Below are 23399 nucleotides of genomic sequence, written 5' to 3'. Positions count from 1 at the left end.
TCAATCTCTTTAACTCTTTAACACTAATCCCAAATTTACTTGCTATCTCACTTAGTGTATCCCCTCTCCTGACTGTGTAATAAATAGATCTCGCTAAGGAATGAGAATTAATTAACAGAAAATTTGTGAAAAATATTAATAAGATTAATAACAACTTTAAAAATTTCATTAATTAAACCTTCTTATTTTTAGATGCTAATTCTTGTTTTATTTCCCAAAGAAAATTTAAAGCAGAGATAGGTGTCATTTCTTCTATATTTAGTTTAGCAATCTTTTCCAATACAGGATGAGAGGTTTCAAATATAGATAACTGGGCAATTTTTCTTTTTGGAGTTATATTTACCTCTGTAGATTCTTTAAGATTTTTATTTTCTAATTTATATAATATTTCCTTAGCTCTGTCAACCACTTCTTGAGGAATACCTGCCAATTTTGCAACTTCTATTCCATAAGACTGATTGGCGGCTCCTGGAATAACTTTATATAAAAATATTATTTCATCTTCCCATTCTTTTACAGATACGTGATAATTTTTAATTCCAGAATATAATTTTGCCAGTTCTGTTAATTCAAAATAATGCGTAGCAAGTAGGGTAAAAATTTTTCTTTGATATAAATTTTCAGCAATAGCCCAGGCAAGAGACATTCCATCATAAGTGCTGGTTCCTCTACCCACTTCATCAAGTATAATTAAACTTTTACAGGTAGCATTTTTCAAAATATAAGCACATTCACTCATTTCTACCATAAAGGTGCTTTTACCTCTTATAAGTTCATCTCCTGCTCCAATTCTGCTAAAAATTTTATCAAATATTCTTATTTTACCATAACTTGCAGGGATATAGCTTCCCATCTGAGCCATAATTACAATAAGAGCATTTTGCCTTAAATAAGTAGATTTACCTCCCATATTAGGACCTGTTATAATAAGAAGGATAGAATCTTCTTTATTTAATTCTACAGAATTAGGAACAAAATTCTCTTTACCCTGGATTTTTTCTATTACAGGATGCCTTCCATCCTTGATAATAAAAACAGGATCCTCTACTATTTCTGGACAAATATAATCATTTTCTATAGCAACTTGAGCCAAAGATATTAAAACATCTAAGGATGCTATTGCTTGAGAGGTCTTTTTTAGTTTTTCTTTATATTTGCTTACCTCCTCTCTCAGCTCTAAGAATATTTCATATTCTAAATTTTTTATTTTCTCTTCTGCAAAGAGAATTTTATTTTCAAGTTCCTTTAATTCTGGTGTAATAAATCTTTCCACATTAGTAAGTGTTTGCTTTCTCTGAAAATAAGATGGAACCTGATTTAGATAACTTTTAGAAACCTCAAAATAATAACCAAAAACTTTGTTATAACCTATCTTTAAAGTGGGAATTCCTGTTTTTTGTTTTTCTTTTCTTTCAAGTTCGGACAAATAGTACATAGCATTTTCTTTTAAATCTAAAAGTTCATCAAGCTCAGTATTAACCCCTCGCTTAATTATCCCTCCTTCTTTCAGAGTAGTAGGAGGATTTTCCACCAAACAGGTCTTGAGTTTTTCATAAAGCTCTGAAAAGTTTTCTATTTCATTTACAAGTTCTTTTAATAAAATAGGGAATTTTATCCCTTTTTCTTTTTCTAAAATAACTTTTATCTCTGGCAAATACTTTAAGCTATCTCTTAGCAAACTCAATTCTTTGGGATTAGCCAGTTTTAGACTGCATCTTATACTTAATCTCTCCAAATCAGACAGTTTTTTAAATAAATTTTTCAATTCTTCTCTTATATTTTTATGTTCTATAAAAAATTTTACAACTTCTTGCCTTTTCTGAATTTCTTTAATATCCTGTAAAGGGTATAAAATCCAATCTTTTAATAATCTCGCTCCCATAGGGGTGGAGGTTTTATCAAGAACCCAAAATAAAGAATATTTTTCACTCCCATCCCACAGGTTTCTAATTAATTCCAAATTTCTTTTAGTAGATTCATCCAAAAATAAAAATTTTTCAGGAAAATAAAATTTGGGTTCTTCCAGTTTATCAGCCAATTGAGACTGATAAATTTGTAAATATGCTAAAATGGCCCCAACTGCTTTTAATCCTTCTTCATAAAGTTCTGACTGGATGATATTAAAATTAAAATCCTGTAAAAGCTCTTTTTTAAAGTATTTTTTTTCTATAAAACTTAAATGAACTTTGGGTAAATTTTGTTTTAAAATTTTAGCAACTTCAGAATTTTCCAGATCTTTGCTTAAAATTATCTCCTTAGGTTCTTTTTTTAATAACTCTGAGAGAAAAGAGTCTTTTTTTAATTCTGTAAAAATGAACTCACCGCAGGAAAGCTCTAAAAAACTTATCCCTACCTTTTTATCTATAAAAATACTGGCAAGATACTTTTTTTCTTTATCGGATAAGGCTTCTAAGTCAATAAGTAAACCTGGTGTATAAATTTTTACTACCTCTCTTTTCACAAGACCTTTGGCAAGAGCAGGATCTTCCACCTGCTCACAGATAGCAACTTTAAATCCCATATCTACAAGTTTTTGAACATAAAAACTGCTTTTATCAGCAGGAATTCCACACATAGGAGCTATAAGATCTTTACCAGCTTCTCTTTTGGTTAAAACCAAGCCAAGAAGAGGTGCTACAGTTTCCGCATCCTCAAAAAACATTTCATAAAAATCTCCTAACCTGAAAAATAAAATAGCATCAGGATACTGATTTTTAATCTCAAAATACTGTTTAAACATAGGAGTAATTTCTGTTTTAACTTTCCCTCTCACTTCTGTAAAGCCCTTTTTTTATTATGTATTTATAAACATTTTCAGGAACTAAATATCTAATAGACCTGCCTTGAGAACATAATCTTCTAATTAAAGTGCCTGAAATGTTTAAAGCCACAGCTCTATAAAAATAAACTTTATTTTTTATATCCTGCTTTTTCCAAAGTTCTTTTATTTTTTTTAAGAAGTATTCTTCTGCTTCATTCCAATCCTCTATTTCTCTTGAAACTACTATTATTTTGGTGTAATCTAAAAATTTTTCATAATGCCACCATGTTTCAAACTCACAAAAGCTGTCCCATCCTATAATAAGATATAAATCAAGAAAAGGGTATAAAGTCTTTAATTTTTGTAAAGTTTTTAAGGTATAAGATGGTTTTTCTTCTTTTTCTATACCCAAAGCTTCAAAGAAAGGATTGTCTTCAATAGCAAGTTTTGTCATCTCAAAACGGTTTTCAAAAGAAGAAAAACCTGTTTTTTTATGGGGAGGATACCCTGCAGGAATGAATAAAATTTTTTCTAAATTAAAAACTTCTCTAACTTCTTCTGCAATTCTAAGATGAGCTAAATGAGGGGGATCAAAAGTTCCCCCAAGAATACCTATTTTTTTAAGTTCTGATTTGTCCATTACCAAAAACTATAAACTTAGTGGTAGTTAATTCTTCAAGTCCCATAGGTCCATAGGCATGTATCTTAGTAGTAGATATTCCGATCTCAGTTCCCAAACCAAGTTCTCCTCCGTCATTGAATCTGGTAGAAGCATTGACAAGAACTACACTGGCATCAACTTCTTTTAAAAATTTCATAGCTTTGGTATAACTTTCTGTAACTATAGCCTCTGTATGATTACTTCCATATTTGGAAATGTGTTCTATAGCTTCATCTATACTATTAACTACTTTTATTGCCAAAATAAGATCTAAATATTCAGCATACCAATCTTCCTCTGTAGCAGGTTTGGCCCAAGGAATATATTTCAAAGTTTCAGAACATCCTCTTAATTCAACTCCATACTTTTTATAATCTTCTGCAATCTCAGGTAGAAACTTATCTGCAATATCTTTATGAACTAATAAAGTTTCCATAGCATTACACACTCCAGGTCTCTGGCACTTAGCATTTACAGCTATGACTTTAGCCATATTCAAATTAGCTTCATTATCTATATAAACATGGCAAACACCTTTGTAATGTTTAATTACAGGCATACGTGCCTTTTCTGTAACAAATCTAATAAGCCCTTCTCCTCCTCTTGGAATAACAAGATCTATGTATTCCTCCAATTCCAACATATATTCCATTAAACTTCTTTCTGGAGTAGGCACAATCTGAACTACATCTTCAGGAACACTAAATTCTTTTAATGTTTCTCTAAAAATTTTTCCCAAAGCTAAATTAGAGTTTATGGCTTCCTTTCCACCTCTTAAGATAACTGCATTTCCACTTTTAAAACAAAGTCCTGCTGCATCTATAGTAACATTTGGTCTGCTTTCATAAATGATAGCTATAACTCCTAAAGGGACACGCATCTTTCCAACAAGCAGTCCGTTGGGTCTTTTCCACATTTTTACCACTTCTCCCACAGGATCAGGTAAAACTGCTACTTCCTCAAGTCCTTTAGCCATACTTTCTACAATTTTATCTGTAAGAGTTAAACGATCAATAAAGGCTTCACTTTTCCCTTTGGCTATAGCCTGATCAACATCTTTTTTATTTATTTCCTTTAATTCTTCCTTTTTTTCTCTAAGCTTTTGAGCAACCTTTTTTAAAATCTCATTTTTAGTTTGAGAAGATAAAGTTGCTAAAATTTGAGAAGCCTTTTTAGCTTTTTTAGCCATATTTAAAATCAATTCTTTTAAATCTGCTTCAGCCATATTCTCCTCCTAATTTTAATTTTTGATTTTTAGGGTTTCAATTTTAAAACTATCTGATATTATAAAACTATTTGATATTATTTAAATATATTATTTTATCATTAAAAATGTAAAATGGGAGAGTTAGAAAAACTTCTTAAACTGACGCAAAGACCCTTACCACCTTTGCCAAAAATTGCTAAAGCTATATTAGAAACTCTTTTATTAAAAACTGAAAGAGAATTTTTTGAATTAATTTCTACCAATAAAGAGCTTTCTTCTTTAATTTTATCTATAGCTAATCTTCCACAATTTAGAAAAAATAATCCCCCTGTAGAAGATATTAGAAAAGCTTTACTAATTTTGGGAGATATATTCGTAAGAACTCTGGTTTTAAGTTTCATTTCCACAAAAATTCAAAAAACTACTTTTAATGAATTCAATTTTAAACTTTTTTGGGCAAGAGCTATAACTAATCTTTGCTTTTCTAACATACTTTTTGATTATATTGAAAACTATCCTTCTCATTTGCATATCTCTGCCTATCTTATGGATTTTGGAATTATTGTTTTGTATCTAATTTATCCTCAAGGTTATTTAAAGGTTCTAAAACTAAAAAATTTGGGAAAAACAACTTGTGAAGCAGAAAGAGAAGTCTTTGGAGTTGATCATGCTATCATAGGTGCTGAATATTTTGAAAATTACACCTTTCCAAGAAGATTTATTTTGGATATACTTTATCATCATAGAGTTTCTACTTTACCTGAAGAAATACCTGATGGAATTTTAAATGATGTGAAAATTATTCATCTTATAGACTTAGGAGTAGGAAGTTATTTTAGCAATGAAAGAGAAAAAAAGTTCTCTGAATTTAAAGAATTTGCTCATAGAAATTTTAATTTTACCACTTCTCAAGCGGAAACTTTTATAGAAACTCTTCCCTCTTGGGTTAATCAGTTTTTTGAAATTTTTAATTATAAAGAGTTTTTATTAATTCCCTATAGTAAATGGTTAAAAGAAAAAAATGAAAAATTAAAAGAAACTATAAAAAAGATAGAAGAAACCAAAAAAGAAAAAGAAGAAATTATAAAAAATTATAAGAACGAACTTACCAAGCTTTTAAAAGAAAAAGAGTATCTTATACAACAATTATCCATTTTAGAAGATAAATTAAGAAAAACATCTATTTTGGATCCTCTAACTCAATTATATAATGAAAATTTTTTTAAATCCAGATTAAAAGAAGAATTGCTTAGAGCTAAAAGATACAAAAGAATTGTGAGTATTCTTTTAATAGAAATAGAAAAATTAACAAAATTAACAGAAAGTTATGGCTCAAAAGAAGAAGAAAAGATTTTAAAAATTTTAGCAGAAAATATATCTCAAAAACTAAGAAGAGTTGATATTGTAGCTAAATTAGATCATCCAGAAAGATTTGCTATAATTTTACCTGAAACTCCCATGGGTGGAGCTATGGTAGTTGCAAGAAAAATACTTAAAACTGTAGAAAAAACTTTTTACAATCATTACAAAATACCCAAGTCTGCATTTATAACTGTAATAACTTATGATCCTTCAAAGTTAAATCCTAAAACAGATCCTCAGGTTGATGCAATTTTAAAAGCCCTGATAAAGGGTATGGAATTTTTGAAAGAGAAGAAACAAAAAAGAATTTTAGCTTTGGTGATAGATAAAGAACTTGAAAACGCAAAAGATTAGAATTGATAAACTTCTGGTTAAAAAAGGTTTATGCGAAAGCAGGGAAAAGGCTCAGGCTCTAATTTTAGCAGGTAAAGTCTGGATTTCTGCAGATTCTAAGAATTTTCAAAGAATAGAAAAACCAGGCACTTCTGTTCCAGAAAATGTAGAGATAAAAATTGAAGAAAAAATTCCTTATGTTTCAAGAGGTGGAATTAAATTAGAGGGAGCTTTAAAGGCTTTTGATTTAAATGTAAAAAATTTAATTTGTTTAGATATAGGAGCTTCTACAGGAGGATTTACCCATTGTCTTTTACTAAATGGTGCTAAAAAAGTTTATGCAGTAGATGTAGGAAAAGGACAACTTCATTATTCTTTAAGAATTGATCCAAGAGTAATTGTTATGGAAAAAGTAAATGCCAGATATTTAACTCCTGATATGTTTCCTGAAAAATTTGATTTAATAACTATTGATGTTTCTTTTATTTCCCTTAAAAAGATTCTACCTGTTTTAACTCATCTTTTAAAACCTAAAGGGCAAATTTTAGCTCTTATAAAACCACAATTTGAAGTAGGGCCAAAATTTGTTAAAAAAGGTGTAGTAAAAGATTCAAAACTTCATAAAAAGGTGGTTAATGAAATTTGGGAATTTGCAGAGAATTTAGGATTAAAAGCCTTAGGAGTTGTAGAAAGCCCTATTCTTGGTCCAAAAGGAAACAGAGAGTTTTTTATTCTTTTACAAATTTTCTGTTATTACTAAAGGCATGTCACATTTTAAATTTGAAACCACACATTGATATATAACTATTGATATATAACTCTTGACTTTTATTGAATTTTTCTTACATTGAATAGAGAATTTTTTTAAGAAGGAGGAGGTTATGAAAAAGGTTTTTGTTTTATTTTTTGTTTTTTGTTTAATTTTTTATGTTGTAAGTTTTGCTCAAGAAACCAATTCAACGGTAGAGGTTATAACACCAAAGGCTGAAAAAGTAAAAAATTCCCAAGCTAAGGAATCCCTGATATATTATCCTGTTCCTTATATTCCTGTTTTAAAAGATTTGCGTTATGATGCTAATAATAGTGCTATTCTTAAAAGTGGTAATGTTATTACTGGTATGTTAGTTTTTAAAGGTAATTATAGTGCCAAATCTCTTATAGATTTTTACAAAGTGCAGATGAAAAATAATGGCTGGAAAGAAATTGGAAGTTTTAGTTCTAAAATCACCTTTATAGCTTATAAACGCCCTGGGGGAAGTGCTTTTATTAGTGTTTCTGAGGGATATTTTTCAACAGAGTTAAGAATTGTTGTTATTCTTACAGAAAACAAATAAAAGCATGGATAACTTGCTTAAAGATAAAAACATTCTTTTAGGAATTACAGGGGGTGTAGCTCTTTATAAAATTTGTGATCTTATCAGAAAATTAAAAGCTGAAGAAGCCAATGTTAAGGTTATTTTAAGCAGTGGTGCAGAGGAGTTCGCTCGTCCTGTTCTTTTTTCCAGTTTAAGTGGTAATGAAACTTTTACTAATGCTGATTTTTTTAAACCAACAGGAAGAATCCTTCATATAGAACTCGCTAAATTTCCTGATCTTATTTTAATAGCTCCTGCTACAGCCTCTTTTTTATCTAAATTAGCAACAGGACAGGCAAGTGAGCTTTTGTTAGCCACTCTTATTGCTTCTAAAGCCCCTACTTATATTTTCCCTTCTATGAATACCAATATGTGGGAACATCCTGCTACTCAAGAGAACATCAAAAAACTTAAAAATTACGGATATTTTATATATGAACCTTCTGAAGGAAAACTTGCCTGCCAAAGTGTAGGTAAAGGCAGACTTCCTGAAATAGAAGAAATTTTAGAAACAATTAAGGCTCATTTTATTAAAAAAACATTAAAAGGAAAAAAGGTTTTGATTACAGGTGGTCCAACCAGAGAATATATAGATGAGGTGAGGTTTATCACCAATGATTCTTCGGGAAAAATGGCTTTTTATCTTGCTAAAAATGCTTATTACAGAGGAGCCGAAGTTCATTTAGTCTGGGGATTAAAAGATTTTCCTTATGTTTTACCCAATTTGGAATATATTTCTTCTATACCATTTCCTAAGATCTATTTTGTAAGAACAACCAAGGAGATGTTTGAGATTTCACAGAGAGTTTTTCCAGAATGTAATATAGCCATTTTTGCCTCTGCTCCTTGTGATTTTAGACCTAAAAATATTTTTAAAGGTAAACTAAAAAAAACAAAATCTCTTACCTTAGAATTAGAACTTACAGAAGATATTGCAAAAACCTTAGGAACCAATAAAAGAGCTGATCAAATTACCATAGGATTTGCTTTAGAAGAACCTGATAAACTTGAAACTTATGCTCAAATTAAGAAAAAAGAAAAAAATTTTGATATAATTATAGCCAATCCTCTTACAACCATGGGAAAAGAAACTTCAGATTTTATAATTTTTACTTCTAAAGATAAACTTGTATTTAAAGATATTTCCAAAATGCAATTAGCTCAGTTTTTGTTTGATTTTCTTGGTTCATATGTACAAAGAGGCTCTTCTTCTAAGTAATCTCCTGTAGCATAATAAGCCCTTGCTCTGCATCCTCCACAAACTCTTATATATTCACATCTTCCACACTTTCCTTTATATTTAGAAAAATCTCTTAAATTGTTAAATATCTCTGAATTTTCCCAGATTTCTTTAAAGGTCTGTTTTCTTAAATCTCCGCAAGGTAATTCCAGATACCCACAGGTTTGAACTATACCAACATGAGAAATAAAACAAAAACCTGTTCCTGCAAGACATCCTCTGGTAACAGCATCAAGACCAAAGGTTTCAAAAGTAACTTTTTTCCCTTCCACTTTAGCTCTTTGTCTTAAAATACGATAATACATAGGTGCACAAGTTGCTTTTAATTGGAGCCCTGATTTTTCTCTTTGATCATAAAACCAGTTTAATATCTTTTCATATTCCTCTGGAGTTAAAGCTCCTTTTTGAAGTTCTTTACCTCTTCCAACAGGCACCAAAACAAAAATATGATGTGCTATAGCTCCTATATTTTTAGCAAGTTCATGAATTTTAGGTAATTCATTAACATTTACAGCAGTAACAGTAGTATTTATTTGAACAGGTATTTTAGCTTCTTTTAAAGTTAAAATACCTTTCATGGCACCTTCAAAAGCACCAGGCACCCCTCTAAAATTATCATGAGCTTCAGCAGAAGCTCCATCAAGACTGATACTCACTCTTGCTATTCCAGAATCTTTTATTTTTTCAGCTATTTCCTTGTTAATCAAAGTTCCATTTGTAGCTAAAACCGGTTTAAATCCAAGTTCCACAGCTTTTTTAGCAATATCAAAAACATCAGGTCTTAGAAGTGGTTCTCCTCCAGTTAAAATTATAATAGGACTACCTACTTCTTTTATTTCTTCCATTATTCTAAAAATCTCCTCAGTAGTTAATTCATTTTTATAAGGCCCCTTTGATGAAGCTGCTCTACAATGAATACAATTCAAATTGCAAGAACGTGTTATTTCCCAAGCAATAAGCCTTGGAACAAATTTTTCCATAAAATCACCTCTTTTAAAATCTTTTAACAAAATTTTTTAATACCCCTACATTTTCTATGCTTATTTCTACTATATCCCCTTCTTTAAGTTCTCCTACTCCCGGAGGAGTCCCTGTAGCAATTACATCTCCAGGATAAAGAGTCATGATATTTGAAATAAATTTTACAAGATAAAAAACATCAAAGATAAGCTCTTTTGTTGAACTGCTCTGTTTAATTTTTCCATTTACTTTCGTTTCAATTTTTAAATTATTTGGATCTACTTCTGTTTCAATAAAAGGACCTATAGGAGCAAAGGTATTGAAGCTTTTGCTTCTGGTCCACTGACCATCCTTTCTTTGTAAATCTCTTGCTGTTACATCATTAAAACAGGTATAACCTAAAATTGCCTCTTCTACTTTCTTAAAATTGTTTGGTCTATAAATGTTCTTTCCTATTACGACTGCTAATTCTCCCTCATAATGAACCTCTTTACTTTCTGGTGGCAATATTATATCTTCTTCTGGACCTATTACTGCTGAAGAAGGTTTCAAAAACAAGATAGGCTCTTCTGGGAGTTTCATTTTTAATTCTTCAGCATGATTTTTATAATTAAGACCTACTGCAATTATTTTAGAGGGTAAAACCGGAGAAAGAACTTTAACTTCCTCTAAGCTATAAATTTTTCCTGTGAGTTCCAACTTTTCAAAAGGGCTTTTTATTTCAAAAATTTCCGAATTTTTTATAATTCCATAAATAACCTTATTTTCTACTAAAAATCTGCCTATTTTCATTAAAGAAAATTTTAGTATAAAACTTTAAAATTACAAGCAAAAATAAAAAAATGCCCTCATACCTTTTTAGGTATGAGGGCTTAAGATCTTTTAATTTTTAATTATTACTTTTTACCTTCAAAAGGAATGGCTAATTTTTGTAACTGTTCTTTGGTTAAAGGTTTTCCAAAAGCTGGAAATTGAATTAAAGGCTTTTCTGCATTTTCAAGAGGTATCCATTTTCCATTTTTATAATCCATAAAGGCATTTTTATACTCTACACCTTCAACTATTGGTATTACTCCCTTAAGATTAGTTAAAGTTCTATTTTCAATCCAAGTAATAGTAATACTTCCTCTTTGAATTTGTTTAACAGTTTTTGTTCCATGACATTCATCACACTTTTTGCCTTTTTTAGTTACATAATGAGAGAAATAAGGAGCCATAAGCATAAAAGTTTTGTTTTTTCCAACCACAAAGGTTTGAATATTTCCAGAAACTACCTTTCCTTTATAATTAATAAGAAATGTCCATCCATGTAAAGGTATAGCAATTTTTTTCTTTTCTTTTATCATTGTCTCCATATGACAATTGGCACAGGTAATTGTTTGAGCTACATGACAGGCAGTGCAATCTAATTTCCCTTTATGTATAGTATGGGATATCGTATTAGGAACATTATTTTTATGACAGTTCTCACACTTTACATTTATAGCACCTGGTTCTCTCATAGAAACATATCTTTTTCCATCTCCATGAATATCTTTTCCACTATGGCAGCTTACACAATTCATACCCTTAGAAAAATGAACATCAGGTATACCTGTTTTTTTCATCAATCCTAATATAGCTCTTTCTCTAGCATGACATCTCAAGCAATTTTTTTTCATATTTTTGGCTATTTTTACTGAATAAACTAATTTACCATTTTCTTTGGTTTTATGACACTTATCACATGATAAGATATGACAATGACTGCAAGGCAATTTTTCATAGGGTATTTCTGTAAGCTTTTCTATACCGCCTTGTTCTTTACTATACCAATAAGCCATTCCATGTGCATCATAATGCAAACTTTTTGAGTAAAAACAGTCGAAACCAGGAATATTCTGAGAAAACACTTCTTTAATATTGCCTACAAATATTAAAAATAGAAAACTTAAAAATAATATTGCATATTTTTTCATCGAACCACCTCCTGCAATTTTTTATATCAATATTTATTTTAATTAGTAAAAATTTTTAAAAAGTCAAGTAAAAATCTGGAGATATTATTTAAAAATCTTTACGAATGTATTTTTTGTATTATATTTATGAATTGGAGGAGTGCCCGAGTGGACGAAGGGGGCGGCCTTGAAAGCCGTTGAGGGTCTTCACGGCCCTCCGGGGGTTCGAATCCCTCCTCCTCCGCCAAATTGTTTTTTACACTTCCTAAATATTAAAAATTATATTGGATCTTTTTAATGCTTAAAAAATTTTTTAAAAAATTTAAAAAAGAAGAAGATGTCCAAACTCAAGAAGTTAAAGAATCTTTAGAAGTTCAAACTCAAGAGGTCAAAAGCGCTGAAACTCATCAACCTGAAATAGCTGAAACAAAAGAAAAAGGAGGTTTTTTTGGCTTTTTTAAAAAGGAAAAAATTTTAGAAAAGTTTAAAAAAGGACTCTCTAAAACAAAAGAAAAACTTTCAGAAAGTTTTGCAGAACTTTTTGAAGTAGATAAAATTGTTGATTTACAAACTCTTGAAGATTTAGAAGAAAAACTTATTTTAGCAGATCTCGGAGTAGAAACCACTTTAGATCTCTTGGAACCATTTAAAGATAAAGTTCTTAAAGGTGAGGCACTTACTACTAAACAGCTCAAGTCTTTTCTAAAAGAACAAATGCTTTCTTTTTTAAAAGAAACGGACAAACCTTTTCCACCAGATGGGAAACCTTCAGTTTTATTTTTTTTAGGAGTTAATGGAGTAGGGAAAACTACTACTATAGCAAAAATAGGTAAGAAACTTAAAGATAATGGCTATTCTGTAGTTCTTGTAGCTGCAGATACTTTTAGAGCTGCTGCTATAGATCAATTAAAAACCTGGGGAGAGAGAATTGATGTTCCTGTAGTAGCTCTTCAAGAAGGAGCTGATCCAGGAGCTGTAATTTATCAAGGAATAACCTATGCTCAAAAAAATAATATTGATGTAGCTCTTATTGATACAGCAGGAAGGCTTCACACTAAATATAATCTTATAGAAGAGCTCAAAAAGATGGTAAAAGTTATGAACAAACTTATTCCTGAAAAATATCAGGAGATTATTTTGGTTTTAGATGCTACTACTGGACAAAACGCCTTGAGTCAAGCTCAACATTTTTCTTCTGCTATTCCCATACACAGTGTAATAATTACAAAAATGGATGGAACTGCTAAAGGTGGAATAGCTATAGCTGTTTCCCATAAATTTAATCTTCCTATAAGATTTATAGGATTAGGAGAAAAAGCAGAAGATTTGGTACCTTTTGATAAAAAGGCTTTTGTTTCTGCTATTTTACCAGATTAGTTTATTAAGGGAGATGGCGTCCTCCCTTAATAACTGCCCAGCAGGGCTGATGACGCCTGCAGCTTTAAAAATTAAAGTTGAGGCGTTTTATAATGAAATGGTTTTGTCCTTTCTGCTGGGCAGAAATTCAAAAAAATACCAAGATCTGTCCAAAATGTAATAAAAATCTGCAGGAATTTCAAAAGTTTTCCTTTGAAGATAAACTTATTCTCGGTTTAAAAAACCCTGTTACTCAAAATAGAAAATTTGTTATTCATGTCTTAGGAAATATCAAAAGCTATAAAGCTGTAAAAATCTTAGGAAAAATGCTTTTAGAAAATAGAGATACCTTTGAACTTTGCGAAATTGCAAGGACTTTAAAAAAAATAAATACACCTGAAGCAATAAACTATTTAAAAGCAGCCAGTAATACCAAAAATCTTATCTTACGAAAAGTTATTTTAAATCTTTTGAAAGAGACATAAGGGGGTTTTTTTATGAAAAAAGAAATAATAAAAAATGCTATTGAATTTGTTTTAAAGCGAGAAAAGGAAGAAGGAGGATTTGCTGGAACGCCTCTTTTACCTCCCACTATAGAAGATACCTATTTTGCTATAAAAATCTTAAATATCTGCAATTATCCTATAAACATAAAAAAACAAAAAAATTTTTTATTAAATCAGAATATATTAAGTCTTACTTTAGACCCTTTGGCTAAGTTTTTTAAAATTTTGAATAATCTTTCTTTATTAAATCAGTTGAATAAAGATTGCTTAAAATTTTGCTATAAAAACCTGAAATATAAAATTCAAAAGAAACAACTTTCTTTAAAAGAAATAAAGGACTTGACAGAAATTTTTACGATCTTAAAAGATAAAGCTATTTTGTCTTTTTTAAAGGAAAAGACATTAAAGGAGTTATCAAAAGGATACTTTAGAACCATTAAAGATTTATATTTTTTATATAAAATTCTTCAACAGGATTTTCCTAAAGATTTTTTTGAGTTTATTTTAGAAGCTCAAAATTCTGATGGAGGTTTTGGATTTTTTAAAGGCACCACATCTTATATGGAAAATACTTATTACGCCTGTTATGTTTTGCACTGTTTTAATCTTTATCCCAAAGATTTAGATAAACTAAAGGAATTTGTTTTATCCTGCAGGAATAAAGATGGAGGTTTTGGAAGAAATTCTCAAGGAATTTCTTTTTTAGAAAGCACAATATTATGCTTTATGGATTCTGAAAAAATTTTAATCTTTTAAACGGAGGATCAAATGTTTAAGTTATTATTAATAGCTCTTGGAGGATCCTTTGGTGCCTTAGCCCGTTATGGAGTTGTTTTATTATCAACCAAACTAATATCTGATACTTTTCCTTTTGGCACTTTAACAGTAAATGTAATCGGTTCTTTTTTAGCATGTTTTTTATCTTTGCATTTTTTATATTCTGGAATAGATCCACTTTATAGATATTTCCTAATTATAGGATTTTTAGGTGCTTTTACTACTTTTTCTTCTTTTACTTTTGAAACCCTTTCTTTATTTCAACAGGGATACTTTTTATTAAGCATTTTAAATGTCTTTTTTAATTTTTTTATTTCTTTTTTATCTGGATTTTTAGGCTTTGCCCTTGCCAGATTTTTATTTTTTAAATAAAATTTTTTATAATTTATTTTGGAGGTTTTTAATTATGCAAGAATATAAAGAAGCTTATATGATAAAAATTTACATTAGAGAGGAAGATAGAATTGAAGGAAAACCTCTTTATAAAAAGATTTTAGAAATAGTAAAAGAAAAAAATTTAAGCGGAGTAACTATATTTAAAGCTATTATGGGGTATGGACCTTCTAAAAAAATAAGAGGTATTTCTTTTTTAGATTTGGGATCTAATCTCCCTATTTTAATAGAAATTATAGAATCAAAGGAAAAAGTGGAAGAATTTTTAAAAGAAATAAACAGTCTTATCCAACATGGTTTGGTTATTGCTTTTCCTGTAAAAATTGTAAAATATATTCCTTAAAAATAAGCGGGGATTAACTTGTCTTTAAGGTCTCCTTTTTTATTAGTTATTTTGCTTGGTTTAGTTAGTCTTTTAGGAGATATAACCTATGAAGGTGCCAAAAGTATTATAGGGCCTTATCTTGCTACCTTAGGAGCAAGTGCTACTGTAGTTGGATTTGTAGCCGGTTTAGGAGAATTTATAGGCTATGGTTTACGCTTAATTTCTGGCTATCTTACAGATAAGATTAAAAAATACTGGACTGTTACTCTTATAGGTTATATTATAAACTTATTCTCTGTTCCATCTCTTGCTTTAGTTAAAACCTGGTCTCAAGCTGTTATTTTAGTCTTAACTGAAAGAATAGGAAAAGCTATAAGAACTCCTGCCAGAGATACCATCTTATCTTATGCTACTTCTAAAATAGGAAGAGGTAAAGGCTTTGGTTTTCACGAAGCTATGGATCAGATTGGTGCTATAACAGGACCTCTAATAATAGCTTCAATTTTATTTTATACTGGAAGTTATAAACTTTCCTTTACTATTTTATTAATACCCGCTTTTTTAGCACTTTTTATACTTTTTATTTCTATTTTTCTATATCCTCATCCTCAAAAATTTGAAAAAGAAGAATCTTCTATAGAACAAAAAGTTTTTTCTAAAGGTTTTTGGCTTTATGCTTTTGCTATAGGAATTTATGGAGCTGGTTATGCAGATTTTGCTCTTATAGCTTATCATTTAAAAAAAATAGAAATTTTAAACAATGAATGGATACCTCTTTTCTATGCTATAGCTATGGGAATTGATGCAGTGGCTGCATTGATTTTTGGATATCTTTTTGATAAAATAGGTTTTATAGTTCTAATTTTTTCAGTTTTTATTTCGGCCTTATTTGCTCCTTGTGTATTCTTAGGAAATTTTTATATAGTTCTATTAGGAATGATTCTTTGGGGTATAGGAATGGGAGCTCAGGAATCCATCATGAGAGCTGCTATATCTTTTTTTATACCAAAAGAAAAAAGAGCTACAGGTTATGGGATTTTTAATGCATTTTATGGATTTTTATGGTTCTTAGGAAGCTCTCTATTAGGAATTCTTTATGACTTTTCTATTTATGCTCTGATTATGGTTTCTATAATCTTGCAATTACTTTCTGTACCTCTGTTGATAAAATTGTCTAAAATTAAGTTATAATTATGTTCAAAACCATGTAGAAACTTTTTTAAATTTTCTACATAAAATTAAAGCAGTTTTATAAAAGTTTTAACTATAAAATTAAAAGTTTAAAAACTTGATAAATTCTTAGTTTCAAAAATTTTGTTTATATGAAACAATTTTAATAATTATCCTCTTTTATTTTTTCTTTTTTATAATACAATTTTAGAAAATAATAAATAAGGATCTTCAATGTTAAAGAATCTCAAATATCTTAAAAGTATTGATTACGATCCAACTTCTCTTATTCTTGAAAAGATAAGAGTCGCTCAGGAACTTTATGAACACTGGTCTGATTATTTTTTTAAAGATGAAAAATTTATAGATCTTTTAAAAAGATATGAAGAAGCTGTTTTAAAATCTAATAAAACCATGGAAAAATTGGGAACCTTTAATGAATGTTATATTTGTTCTGTATTAGAAAAAAAAGGATGTTGTAAAGCAGGTTTAGAAAATGAAGTAACTATTAATATATTACTTATAAATATGTTCTTAGGAGTTCAAATTCCTAAGGAAAGAGAGGTTCCTTTAAGATGTTTTTTTGTAGGTCCTACAGGTTGTAAAATTTTTGCCAGGCCCTTTTTATGTAGAGATTATTTTTGTAGAAGGTTACTTGATAAACTCGGAGAAAAAGGTTATATATTAGTTACCCAAGTATTAAATGAAGAACTCACTTTACTTTATGAGATATGTAGTTATATTAAGAAAGAATTAGAATTTTTATTAGGAGATTTTTTAATTGAGCTTGATTTAACAGGATATGCTTAAAAAAGGAGTACAAAATTGAAATATATTTTTTATGTTTTTATGCTTTTTATAATCTTTTTTTTATGTAGCTGTGCTAAAAAGGAGGCACCTTCTATTATAGAAATTCCTTCTTATGAAGCACCTGTTAAAAAGATTCCTTCTTACAATGAGACTGTATTTATAAACAATCAAACTAAAGAAAAACCCTCTAAAGAGGTTGTTTCTGAGGTTTTTTCAGAAGAAAAAAATAAAAAAGCAGGAAAAGAAAATTGGACTTATTGGCAACTTTATGGAAGAGGAACTTCTCCTCTTTTAGCTATTTTTTTTGATTATGATGATTATAGCATTAGGGAAGATATGTGGGATAGAATAAAACAAAATGTAAAATATCTTTTAGAACATCCTCAAGTAAATATCCAGCTTCAGGGAAATTGTGATGAAAGAGGAACTAATGAATATAATATGGCTCTTGGAGCTAAAAGAGCTTTAGAAGTTAAAAAAATGCTGGTTAAACTTGGAATAAAAGAGGGTAGAATCTCTACCATAAGTTTTGGAGAAGAAAGACCTTTAGCTACCTGTCATAATGAAACCTGTTGGGCTGTAAATAGAAGGGTAGATTTTGTTATCATAAAATAAAGGAGGTTTAATTTATGAAAAAAATAACATTTTTTTATTTTTTTATTTTTGTTTTTTTATTTTTTACAGGAATTTCAAAAGCAGAAAATTTAAAAATAGGTGTTGTTGATATTAAAAAAGTAGTTAATAATTCTAAATATGGTCAGGAAGTAATGAAAAAATTGCAAAAAAAATATAATGAACTTTCTGCTAAAATTCAAGCTAAAGCTAAAGAATTAAAAGCTTTAAAAGATGAGATAGAGAATAAGAGTTCTCTTTGGTCTCAAGAAGTAAAAGATAAAAAACAAGCAGAATATCAAAAAAAACTTAGAGAGTTAAAAAGTATGCAAGAAGATGCTCAATATGAAATGCAACAATATGAAAAGCAAATGTTAGATCCTGTATTTAAAGAATTAGAAAAGGTAATAAAAGATTTTGTTGAAAAAGAAAATTATGATTTAATTTTAGAAAAAAATCAGCCAGGTATATATTACACTTCTTCTAAAATAGATCTTACATCTAAGATTATACAGCTTTTTAATAAACATTACGAAGAGATGAAGAAATCTAAAAAATGATTTTAATAGCAGATATTGGAGGTACAAATTCTCGTTTTGGTTTATTAAAAAATCGTAGAATTTGTAGTTTAAAAATATATAAAAGTAAAAATTTTAAAAGTTTTTATCAGGTATTAAGGCAATATTTATCAGACTTAAAAATTGAGACAAAGCCTGTTACTGCCTTTTTTGCTGTAGCAGGCCCTGTTTTTAAAAATATAGCTTATCTTACCAATTTAAATTGGAAGATTTCAGTGCCTTATTTAAAAAGATCTTTTGGTTTTAAAAAAATTATTTTGGTGAATGATTTATATTCTCTTTCTGCAAGTTCATTACTTTTAAAAAGGCAATATATTTTAAATTTAAAAAAAGGAAAAGTTAAACAAAGTGTTCCTAAGGCTTTTATTGCTCCTGGAACAGGGCTTGGAGAAGCAATTCTTGTAAAAAAAGATCCATTGATCATTTTACCTACAGAAGGAGGACATATCTTTTTTTCCCCTTTAAATGATGAAGAATTTGGATATTTAAATTTTTTAAAAGAAAAAGAAGAAGAACTTAGCTGGGAAAAAGCTTTATCAGGAAAAGCTTTAAGTTATTGGTATGAATATTTTTATAAAGAAATTCTTAAACCAGAAGAAATAACAGAATTTGCTAAAAAAGGAGATAAAAAAGCTTTAAAAGTAATTCAAAAATTTTTAGAGCTTTTAGGAAGAAAGAGCTCACAACTTGCTTTGTATTCATTGCCTCAAGGAGGAATTTATTTAGCTGGAGGAGTTATTCATGCTTTAAAGATATTTTTAGAAAAAAAAGAATTTAAAGAAAAATTTTTAAAAGGTTATTTTGAAAATAAAAAGATGCAAAAAGTTTTAGAAGAATTTTCTATTAATATTATAACTCATCCCAATCCATGCCTTTTAGGAGCTCTTGCTATTCTTCGTAATCAAATATAGAATGTTAAAAATCAAGTAATGGTGCTTTCTGTGAAAAACTCCATTTTAATTCTTATTTTTTACTTGTATATCAAATTTGAAGATTTTTTCCATTCTTTTAAAATATCTTGCCATTCTCCGTAACCAATTAAAGTGATTTTTCTCTTACTAAAGTCAAAATACTCAAATTTTATTTCCAAAAAATTCTCTATAGGAATTCCTGATAATTTATCTGCCCATTCAATAATTACAATACCGCTATTTAAGTATTCCCAAATTCCAAGCTCTTCTATTTCAAATTCTTCCAAGCGATAGAGGTCTACATGATAAATAGTATATTTGCCTTCATAGATATTAATCAAAGAAAAAGTGGGGCTGGTTATATAAATATCTGGGTCTACTTCCAGCCCTTCTGCTAAACCTTTTACAAAAGTAGTTTTACCACATCCAAGATCTCCATAAAGAAGAATCAGATCTCCGGGTCTTAAAAATTTTGCTAAATTTTTTCCTATATTTATAGTATCTTCTTCTTTATTACTTATTATTTCTATTCGCATTTATAAAATTATTTTCCCAAAATAAACAAAACTGCTTTATCTTTTTTAAAATATTTACTAATTAAATTTTTTATATCCTCTTGTGTAATAGATTTTACCAGATTTTCATAAATTGAGCTATAGTTCCATCCTAATTTTAAGACTTCATTTACAGCCATATCCTCAGCTATAGAAATATTACTCTGTAAACCAATCTTGAGTTTTCCTATAAGTCTATTTTTAGCCTTTTTTATTTCTGCTTCTGTAAGTCCGTTTTTAGAGATATTTTCAAGTATTTCCCAAAATCCAGAAATTGCCTCTTTTTCTTTTTCAGGAGAGCATCCTATATAAAAAACAAAAGCAGATTTTTTAGGATAAAAAATTACAAAAGAGGTAACAGTATAAGCCAAGGACCTTTCGTCTCTTAAAATTCTGAAAAGTCTTCCATCTTGACCTGAAAGAGCAGCATTTAAAACTTCTAATGCAACTTTTTCCTTAGAATTTAACCCTGGAGTTTGAAAACCAAGTAAAATCTGAGTTTGAAAAGTATCTTTTTCTACTTTTTTATATCTTTCCTTAGGTTCAGGAGGTTCTTTTTCTTCTATTTCTATTTCTGATAAAGGTTTTTTCCAATCCTTTAAAAGGTCTTCAATTTTTTCTTTCATAAAAAGAGGGTCAAAATTTCCTACAATTACAAGGGTTCCTTTTTCAGGATTTACAAATTTTTTATAAGCTGAGATTAAATCTTTAGAAGTAAACCTTTGATAAAATTCTATATTTCCTGCTATATTTAAACCATAGGGATGACCAGGGAAGATCTCTCTTAAAAAGTCATTAACAGCTAAAGAAATGGGTTGATCCTGTTGCATTAGAATTAAGGAAATTAGTTCTGGTTTTGCCTTTTCGCATTCCTTTTCATTAAAGGATGGATTTAAAATAATATCTTTAAATAGATTTAAAGATTCATCAAGTTTAGAAGAAAGGAAAGTTGCTTTTAAACCAAAAGTATTTCTACCTGAAAAACCTTTTATAGTAGCTCCTATAGATTCAAGTTTATCAGCAAGTTCCTCTGCAGTATGATTTTTTGTGTCTCTTGTCCAGAGTAAACTTAAAGCCTGAAAAAGACCATTAGTTTCTTTTGTTTCAAACCTTAATCCTCCCGGAAATGCAAGAGTTAATCCTATAGTAGGTAAATCATTTTGTGGATAAAGAATCACTTTTAATCCATTATTTAAAGTAAAAACTTCTGCGGTTTTTTTAACTTTTATACAATTTATAATATTCTGAAACTCTTTTTCATTAAAAAGCTCTTTTTCAGAAAGAAACCCAGCTACTAATTTTTGAAGATTAAAATATTTTTGAGCAACTCTTTTTATATCTTCTGGAGTTGCGGTTTTTATTTTATTCTCATACCATATTATATCTTTATAAGTTCCGCGAGTTAAATAAAAACTTGATAAAGTCCCAGATAATCCATCTGAGGTTTCAGCAGAAAAAATAAAATCAGAAAGAATTTGAGTTTTTGCTTTTTCTAATTCATCTTCTAAAACACCACCTTCTTTTATTCTTTCCAGTTCTTCTCCTATTTCTTTTACAATTTCTTTAAAATTTTTAGGATCTGCTGTTACAAAAATTTCAAAAACTCCAGGTCCATAAGGTGTAAAAGAAGAAGCGGATATAGTTTTTACTAAATTAAGTTCTCTTTTTAATTTTAAATAAAGGCGAGAAGATTCACCACCTCCTAAAATTTGAGCCAAAAGATCTAAGTAAGGAGCATCTTCATTTCTAAAAGAAGCTCCTGGTAATGTAAAAGCAAAATATCCCTCTTTAACAGGTCTTTTTACCCATACTAAAGTAGGTTTATCTGTATATGTTTCCTCTGGAAACTTTACTATCTTCAGCTTTCTTTGAGGAAGATCTGTAAAATATTTATTAATAAGGGAAAAAAGCTTTTTTTCAGATATATTTCCTACTACTGTAAGAACCATATTTTCAGGAACATAAAATTGATTTACAAACTTTAAAAGATCTTCTCTTTTAAAGGATTTTACATTTTCTTCATAACCTATAATAGGTCTTCTATAGGGATAAGTTTTATAAGTAGCTTTCATAATATTTTCAAATAGAACCACAAAAGGATTATCTAAACGCATTTTCATTTCTTCTATAACAACCTCTTTTTCTTTTTCCAATTCCTTAGGATCAAAATAGGGATGAAAAACCACATCAGAAAGAATATCCAAGGCTTTTTCTGTAATAATAGAAGGCCCTTCTGCATAGTAACAGGTGTAATCATAAGAAGTAAAGGCGTTCATATAACCACCCAGAGCCTCAATAGCTCCTACAATATCTTCAGGTTTTTTAGTCTCAGTTCCTTTAAAAATCATGTGTTCTATTAAATGAGTAAGCCCTGCTTCTTTTTCTGTTTCATAGGCACTTCCCACTTTAACACAAAGTCTAACTGTAACTACATCTCCTCTTTCATAAGGATAATAAAGCACTGTAAGACCATTGGAAAGTTTTTTTTCTACCACTTTGTTTACTATTGGTTTTAAATCCTGGGCTTTTCCTTCCATAGAAAATCCTCCTAAAAGAAAAAGAAATATTATTAAAATATGCATAATTTTAGAGTAAACTATAGATTTGTAAAGCATAAAAACCTCCTGTAATGTCAAAAATCTATTTTCAATTTTACCACTTATCTAATAAAAGTTAAAAATGCTATCAAAACTAAGATTCTGGAAAAAAGAATAAGATTTAAAGAAATAATTCCACGTAAAAGCCCTAATCTTAAACCAAAAATAGCTATCCATTGAGGAAAATATAAGCGTAAATATATAATGGGAAGCATAAAAATACTTCCTATAAGTAAAGCAATAAAAGCTTCTTTATCCATAATTTCTCCTTTTTGAAGTAAAGAGCCAAGAGAAGCATAACCTATAATAGGAGAAAATATAAAAGTAGATAAAGCTGGAATAACCTTAGGAGAAAGATGAATCCAATTTATTATAGGGAAAAATAATTTTCCCAGTTTTTTAAAAAAACCCAAATTGCTTAATAAAAATACTGAAAAGGTGGTAGTAAAAAATAAAATAGATATTCTTTTATAGATTTTTAAGATTTTTTTAAAAGCAGAAATCAACAAATTTTTAAAATTTTTAGGAATTTTTTCATAAAAGAGATTCTCTGGCAATTTTATAAAATTATTATAATCTCTTTTTGGGAGAAGGATTCTACCTGTTATAACCACAAATAAAAATAATAAAAAGCTTCCAAACCAGAGAGTTAAAATATAAAAACTACCTATTTTTAAACCAAGAGCAGGTAAGATAATAGGGAGATGATAAGTAAAGGTTTCTTTTAAAGGACCTATAGAAGAATTTAAAATAGATCCTAAAAGGACTTCTCTGTCTGTAAGTTCTTGATTTTCTCTTAAGTTTTGCAAAATAGTATTGGCTGCTACATGGGAGCCTAAGGATACTATAAAAGGAACCATTATTTGAGGAGGGAGATTAGCAAGTTTGGTCATAATTTTCCCTAATGGTTCTAATTTTTTAAAAAGACCTAATTGAATAAATATCTGACACAAAAAGAGGCTAATAAAAATTAAAAGAAGAATAGGGCAGATAA

Annotated in this window: 23 protein-coding genes, 1 tRNA gene and 1 riboswitch; of the genes, 15 read left to right on the top strand and 9 right to left on the bottom strand. The window is 29.1% G+C overall.

The genetic code is table 11. The annotated features are described in order from the left end of the window. Positions 1-172: 172 nt before the first annotated feature. Genes mutS through CC87_RS04805 form a run of 3 tightly spaced genes read right to left on the bottom strand, consistent with a single transcriptional unit; the run spans position 173 to position 4647 of the window. Positions 173-2773, bottom strand: coding sequence for a DNA mismatch repair protein MutS (gene mutS, locus CC87_RS04815; RefSeq protein WP_051920591.1), 2601 nt, complete (start codon positions 2771-2773; stop codon positions 173-175). Beyond that, complete coding sequence (gene nadD, locus CC87_RS04810; RefSeq protein ID WP_038056668.1) at positions 2757-3401, bottom strand: nicotinate-nucleotide adenylyltransferase; 645 nt, start codon at positions 3399-3401, stop codon at positions 2757-2759. Before nadD ends, mutS begins: the two co-directional genes overlap by 17 nt. Next, positions 3382-4647, bottom strand: a complete 1266-nt coding sequence (locus CC87_RS04805; protein ID WP_038056666.1) for a glutamate-5-semialdehyde dehydrogenase — start codon at positions 4645-4647, stop codon at positions 3382-3384. Before CC87_RS04805 ends, nadD begins: the two co-directional genes overlap by 20 nt. Before the next feature lie 114 nt (positions 4648-4761). On the opposite strand from CC87_RS04805, the gene CC87_RS04800 reads away from it, so the two are divergent. The 4 genes from CC87_RS04800 to coaBC all read left to right on the top strand — a co-directional run bounded on the left by CC87_RS04800 (position 4762) and on the right by coaBC (position 8898). After that, positions 4762-6345, top strand: a complete 1584-nt coding sequence (locus tag CC87_RS04800) for an HDOD domain-containing protein (RefSeq protein ID WP_038056664.1) — start codon at positions 4762-4764, stop codon at positions 6343-6345. After that, positions 6326-7084 (top strand): TlyA family RNA methyltransferase, encoded by a 759-nt coding sequence (locus CC87_RS04795; protein WP_038056663.1) that lies wholly within the window; start codon positions 6326-6328, stop codon positions 7082-7084. Before CC87_RS04800 ends, CC87_RS04795 begins: the two co-directional genes overlap by 20 nt. Positions 7085-7205: 121 nt before the next feature. Then, a complete protein-coding gene (locus CC87_RS04790) occupies positions 7206-7658 on the top strand; it encodes a hypothetical protein (RefSeq protein ID WP_038056661.1) in 453 nt (150 codons plus the stop codon). 4 nt (positions 7659-7662) lie between these two features. Continuing rightward, positions 7663-8898: a bifunctional phosphopantothenoylcysteine decarboxylase/phosphopantothenate--cysteine ligase CoaBC gene (coaBC, locus tag CC87_RS04785; protein WP_156955579.1), complete on the top strand. Its 1236-nt coding sequence runs from the start codon at positions 7663-7665 to the stop codon at positions 8896-8898. On the opposite strand, the gene ahbD is transcribed toward coaBC, so the two are convergent. The 3 genes from ahbD to CC87_RS04770 all read right to left on the bottom strand — a co-directional run bounded on the left by ahbD (position 8841) and on the right by CC87_RS04770 (position 11837). Further along, positions 8841-9899 carry a heme b synthase gene (ahbD, locus tag CC87_RS04780; RefSeq protein ID WP_038056737.1) on the bottom strand — a complete coding sequence of 353 codons (1059 nt, stop codon included), beginning with the start codon at positions 9897-9899 and terminating at the stop codon, positions 8841-8843. The genes coaBC and ahbD overlap by 58 nt on opposite strands. Before the next feature lie 13 nt (positions 9900-9912). Then, entirely contained in the window at positions 9913-10671 is a 759-nt protein-coding gene (locus tag CC87_RS04775) for a fumarylacetoacetate hydrolase family protein (protein ID WP_038056659.1), read from the bottom strand. A 104-nt stretch (positions 10672-10775) separates the two neighbouring features. After that, on the bottom strand, positions 10776-11837 hold the full coding sequence (locus CC87_RS04770; protein WP_038056657.1) for a cytochrome c3 family protein: 1062 nt from the start codon (positions 11835-11837) through the stop codon (positions 10776-10778). A 133-nt stretch (positions 11838-11970) separates the two neighbouring features. On the opposite strand from CC87_RS04770, the gene CC87_RS04765 reads away from it, so the two are divergent. The 11 genes from CC87_RS04765 to CC87_RS04715 all read left to right on the top strand — a co-directional run bounded on the left by CC87_RS04765 (position 11971) and on the right by CC87_RS04715 (position 19254). After that, positions 11971-12063 (top strand) — tRNA-Ser (locus CC87_RS04765). 50 nt (positions 12064-12113) lie between these two features. Then, positions 12114-13193, top strand: coding sequence for a signal recognition particle-docking protein FtsY (gene ftsY, locus CC87_RS04760; RefSeq protein WP_084222201.1), 1080 nt, complete (start codon positions 12114-12116; stop codon positions 13191-13193). After that, a riboswitch (Fluoride riboswitch) is annotated at positions 13194-13259 on the top strand. A 26-nt stretch (positions 13260-13285) separates the two neighbouring features. Next, positions 13286-13657: a HEAT repeat domain-containing protein gene (locus tag CC87_RS04755; protein WP_038056652.1), complete on the top strand. Its 372-nt coding sequence runs from the start codon at positions 13286-13288 to the stop codon at positions 13655-13657. 12 nt (positions 13658-13669) lie between these two features. After that, positions 13670-14434, top strand: coding sequence for a prenyltransferase/squalene oxidase repeat-containing protein (locus tag CC87_RS04750; RefSeq protein ID WP_038056647.1), 765 nt, complete (start codon positions 13670-13672; stop codon positions 14432-14434). A gap of 12 nt (positions 14435-14446) precedes the next feature. Beyond that, entirely contained in the window at positions 14447-14827 is a 381-nt protein-coding gene (gene crcB / locus CC87_RS04745; RefSeq protein WP_038056646.1) for a fluoride efflux transporter CrcB, read from the top strand. Between the two features lie 34 nt (positions 14828-14861). Beyond that, positions 14862-15191: a DUF190 domain-containing protein gene (locus CC87_RS04740; protein ID WP_038056735.1), complete on the top strand. Its 330-nt coding sequence runs from the start codon at positions 14862-14864 to the stop codon at positions 15189-15191. 18 nt (positions 15192-15209) lie between these two features. Then, a complete protein-coding gene (locus CC87_RS04735; protein ID WP_038056645.1) occupies positions 15210-16364 on the top strand; it encodes an MFS transporter in 1155 nt (384 codons plus the stop codon). Between the two features lie 213 nt (positions 16365-16577). Then, a complete protein-coding gene (locus CC87_RS04730; protein ID WP_038056644.1) occupies positions 16578-17153 on the top strand; it encodes a hypothetical protein in 576 nt (191 codons plus the stop codon). A 15-nt stretch (positions 17154-17168) separates the two neighbouring features. Continuing rightward, positions 17169-17768 (top strand): peptidoglycan-associated lipoprotein Pal, encoded by a 600-nt coding sequence (pal, locus tag CC87_RS08645; protein WP_051920585.1) that lies wholly within the window; start codon positions 17169-17171, stop codon positions 17766-17768. Between the two features lie 14 nt (positions 17769-17782). Next, a complete protein-coding gene (locus tag CC87_RS04720; protein WP_038056642.1) occupies positions 17783-18325 on the top strand; it encodes an OmpH/Skp family outer membrane protein in 543 nt (180 codons plus the stop codon). Continuing rightward, positions 18322-19254 (top strand): glucokinase, encoded by a 933-nt coding sequence (locus CC87_RS04715; protein WP_038056640.1) that lies wholly within the window; start codon positions 18322-18324, stop codon positions 19252-19254. The genes CC87_RS04720 and CC87_RS04715 overlap by 4 nt, the downstream gene beginning before the upstream one ends. Positions 19255-19313: 59 nt before the next feature. On the opposite strand, the gene tsaE is transcribed toward CC87_RS04715, so the two are convergent. From tsaE to CC87_RS04700, 3 genes are read right to left on the bottom strand one after another with little or no spacing between them, the layout of a single operon-like run. Further along, complete coding sequence (tsaE, locus tag CC87_RS04710; RefSeq protein WP_038056638.1) at positions 19314-19790, bottom strand: tRNA (adenosine(37)-N6)-threonylcarbamoyltransferase complex ATPase subunit type 1 TsaE; 477 nt, start codon at positions 19788-19790, stop codon at positions 19314-19316. An 8-nt stretch (positions 19791-19798) separates the two neighbouring features. Next, entirely contained in the window at positions 19799-22423 is a 2625-nt protein-coding gene (locus CC87_RS04705; protein WP_038056636.1) for a M16 family metallopeptidase, read from the bottom strand. A gap of 44 nt (positions 22424-22467) precedes the next feature. Beyond that, complete coding sequence (locus CC87_RS04700; RefSeq protein ID WP_156955578.1) at positions 22468-23358, bottom strand: hypothetical protein; 891 nt, start codon at positions 23356-23358, stop codon at positions 22468-22470. Positions 23359-23399: the final 41 nt, after the last annotated feature.

It is taken from the genome of Thermodesulfobacterium hydrogeniphilum, assembly GCF_000746255.1.
In the GTDB taxonomy this organism is placed as follows: domain Bacteria; phylum Desulfobacterota; class Thermodesulfobacteria; order Thermodesulfobacteriales; family Thermodesulfobacteriaceae; genus Thermodesulfobacterium; species Thermodesulfobacterium hydrogeniphilum.
This window is presented reverse-complemented; position numbering and strand designations above follow the sequence as displayed.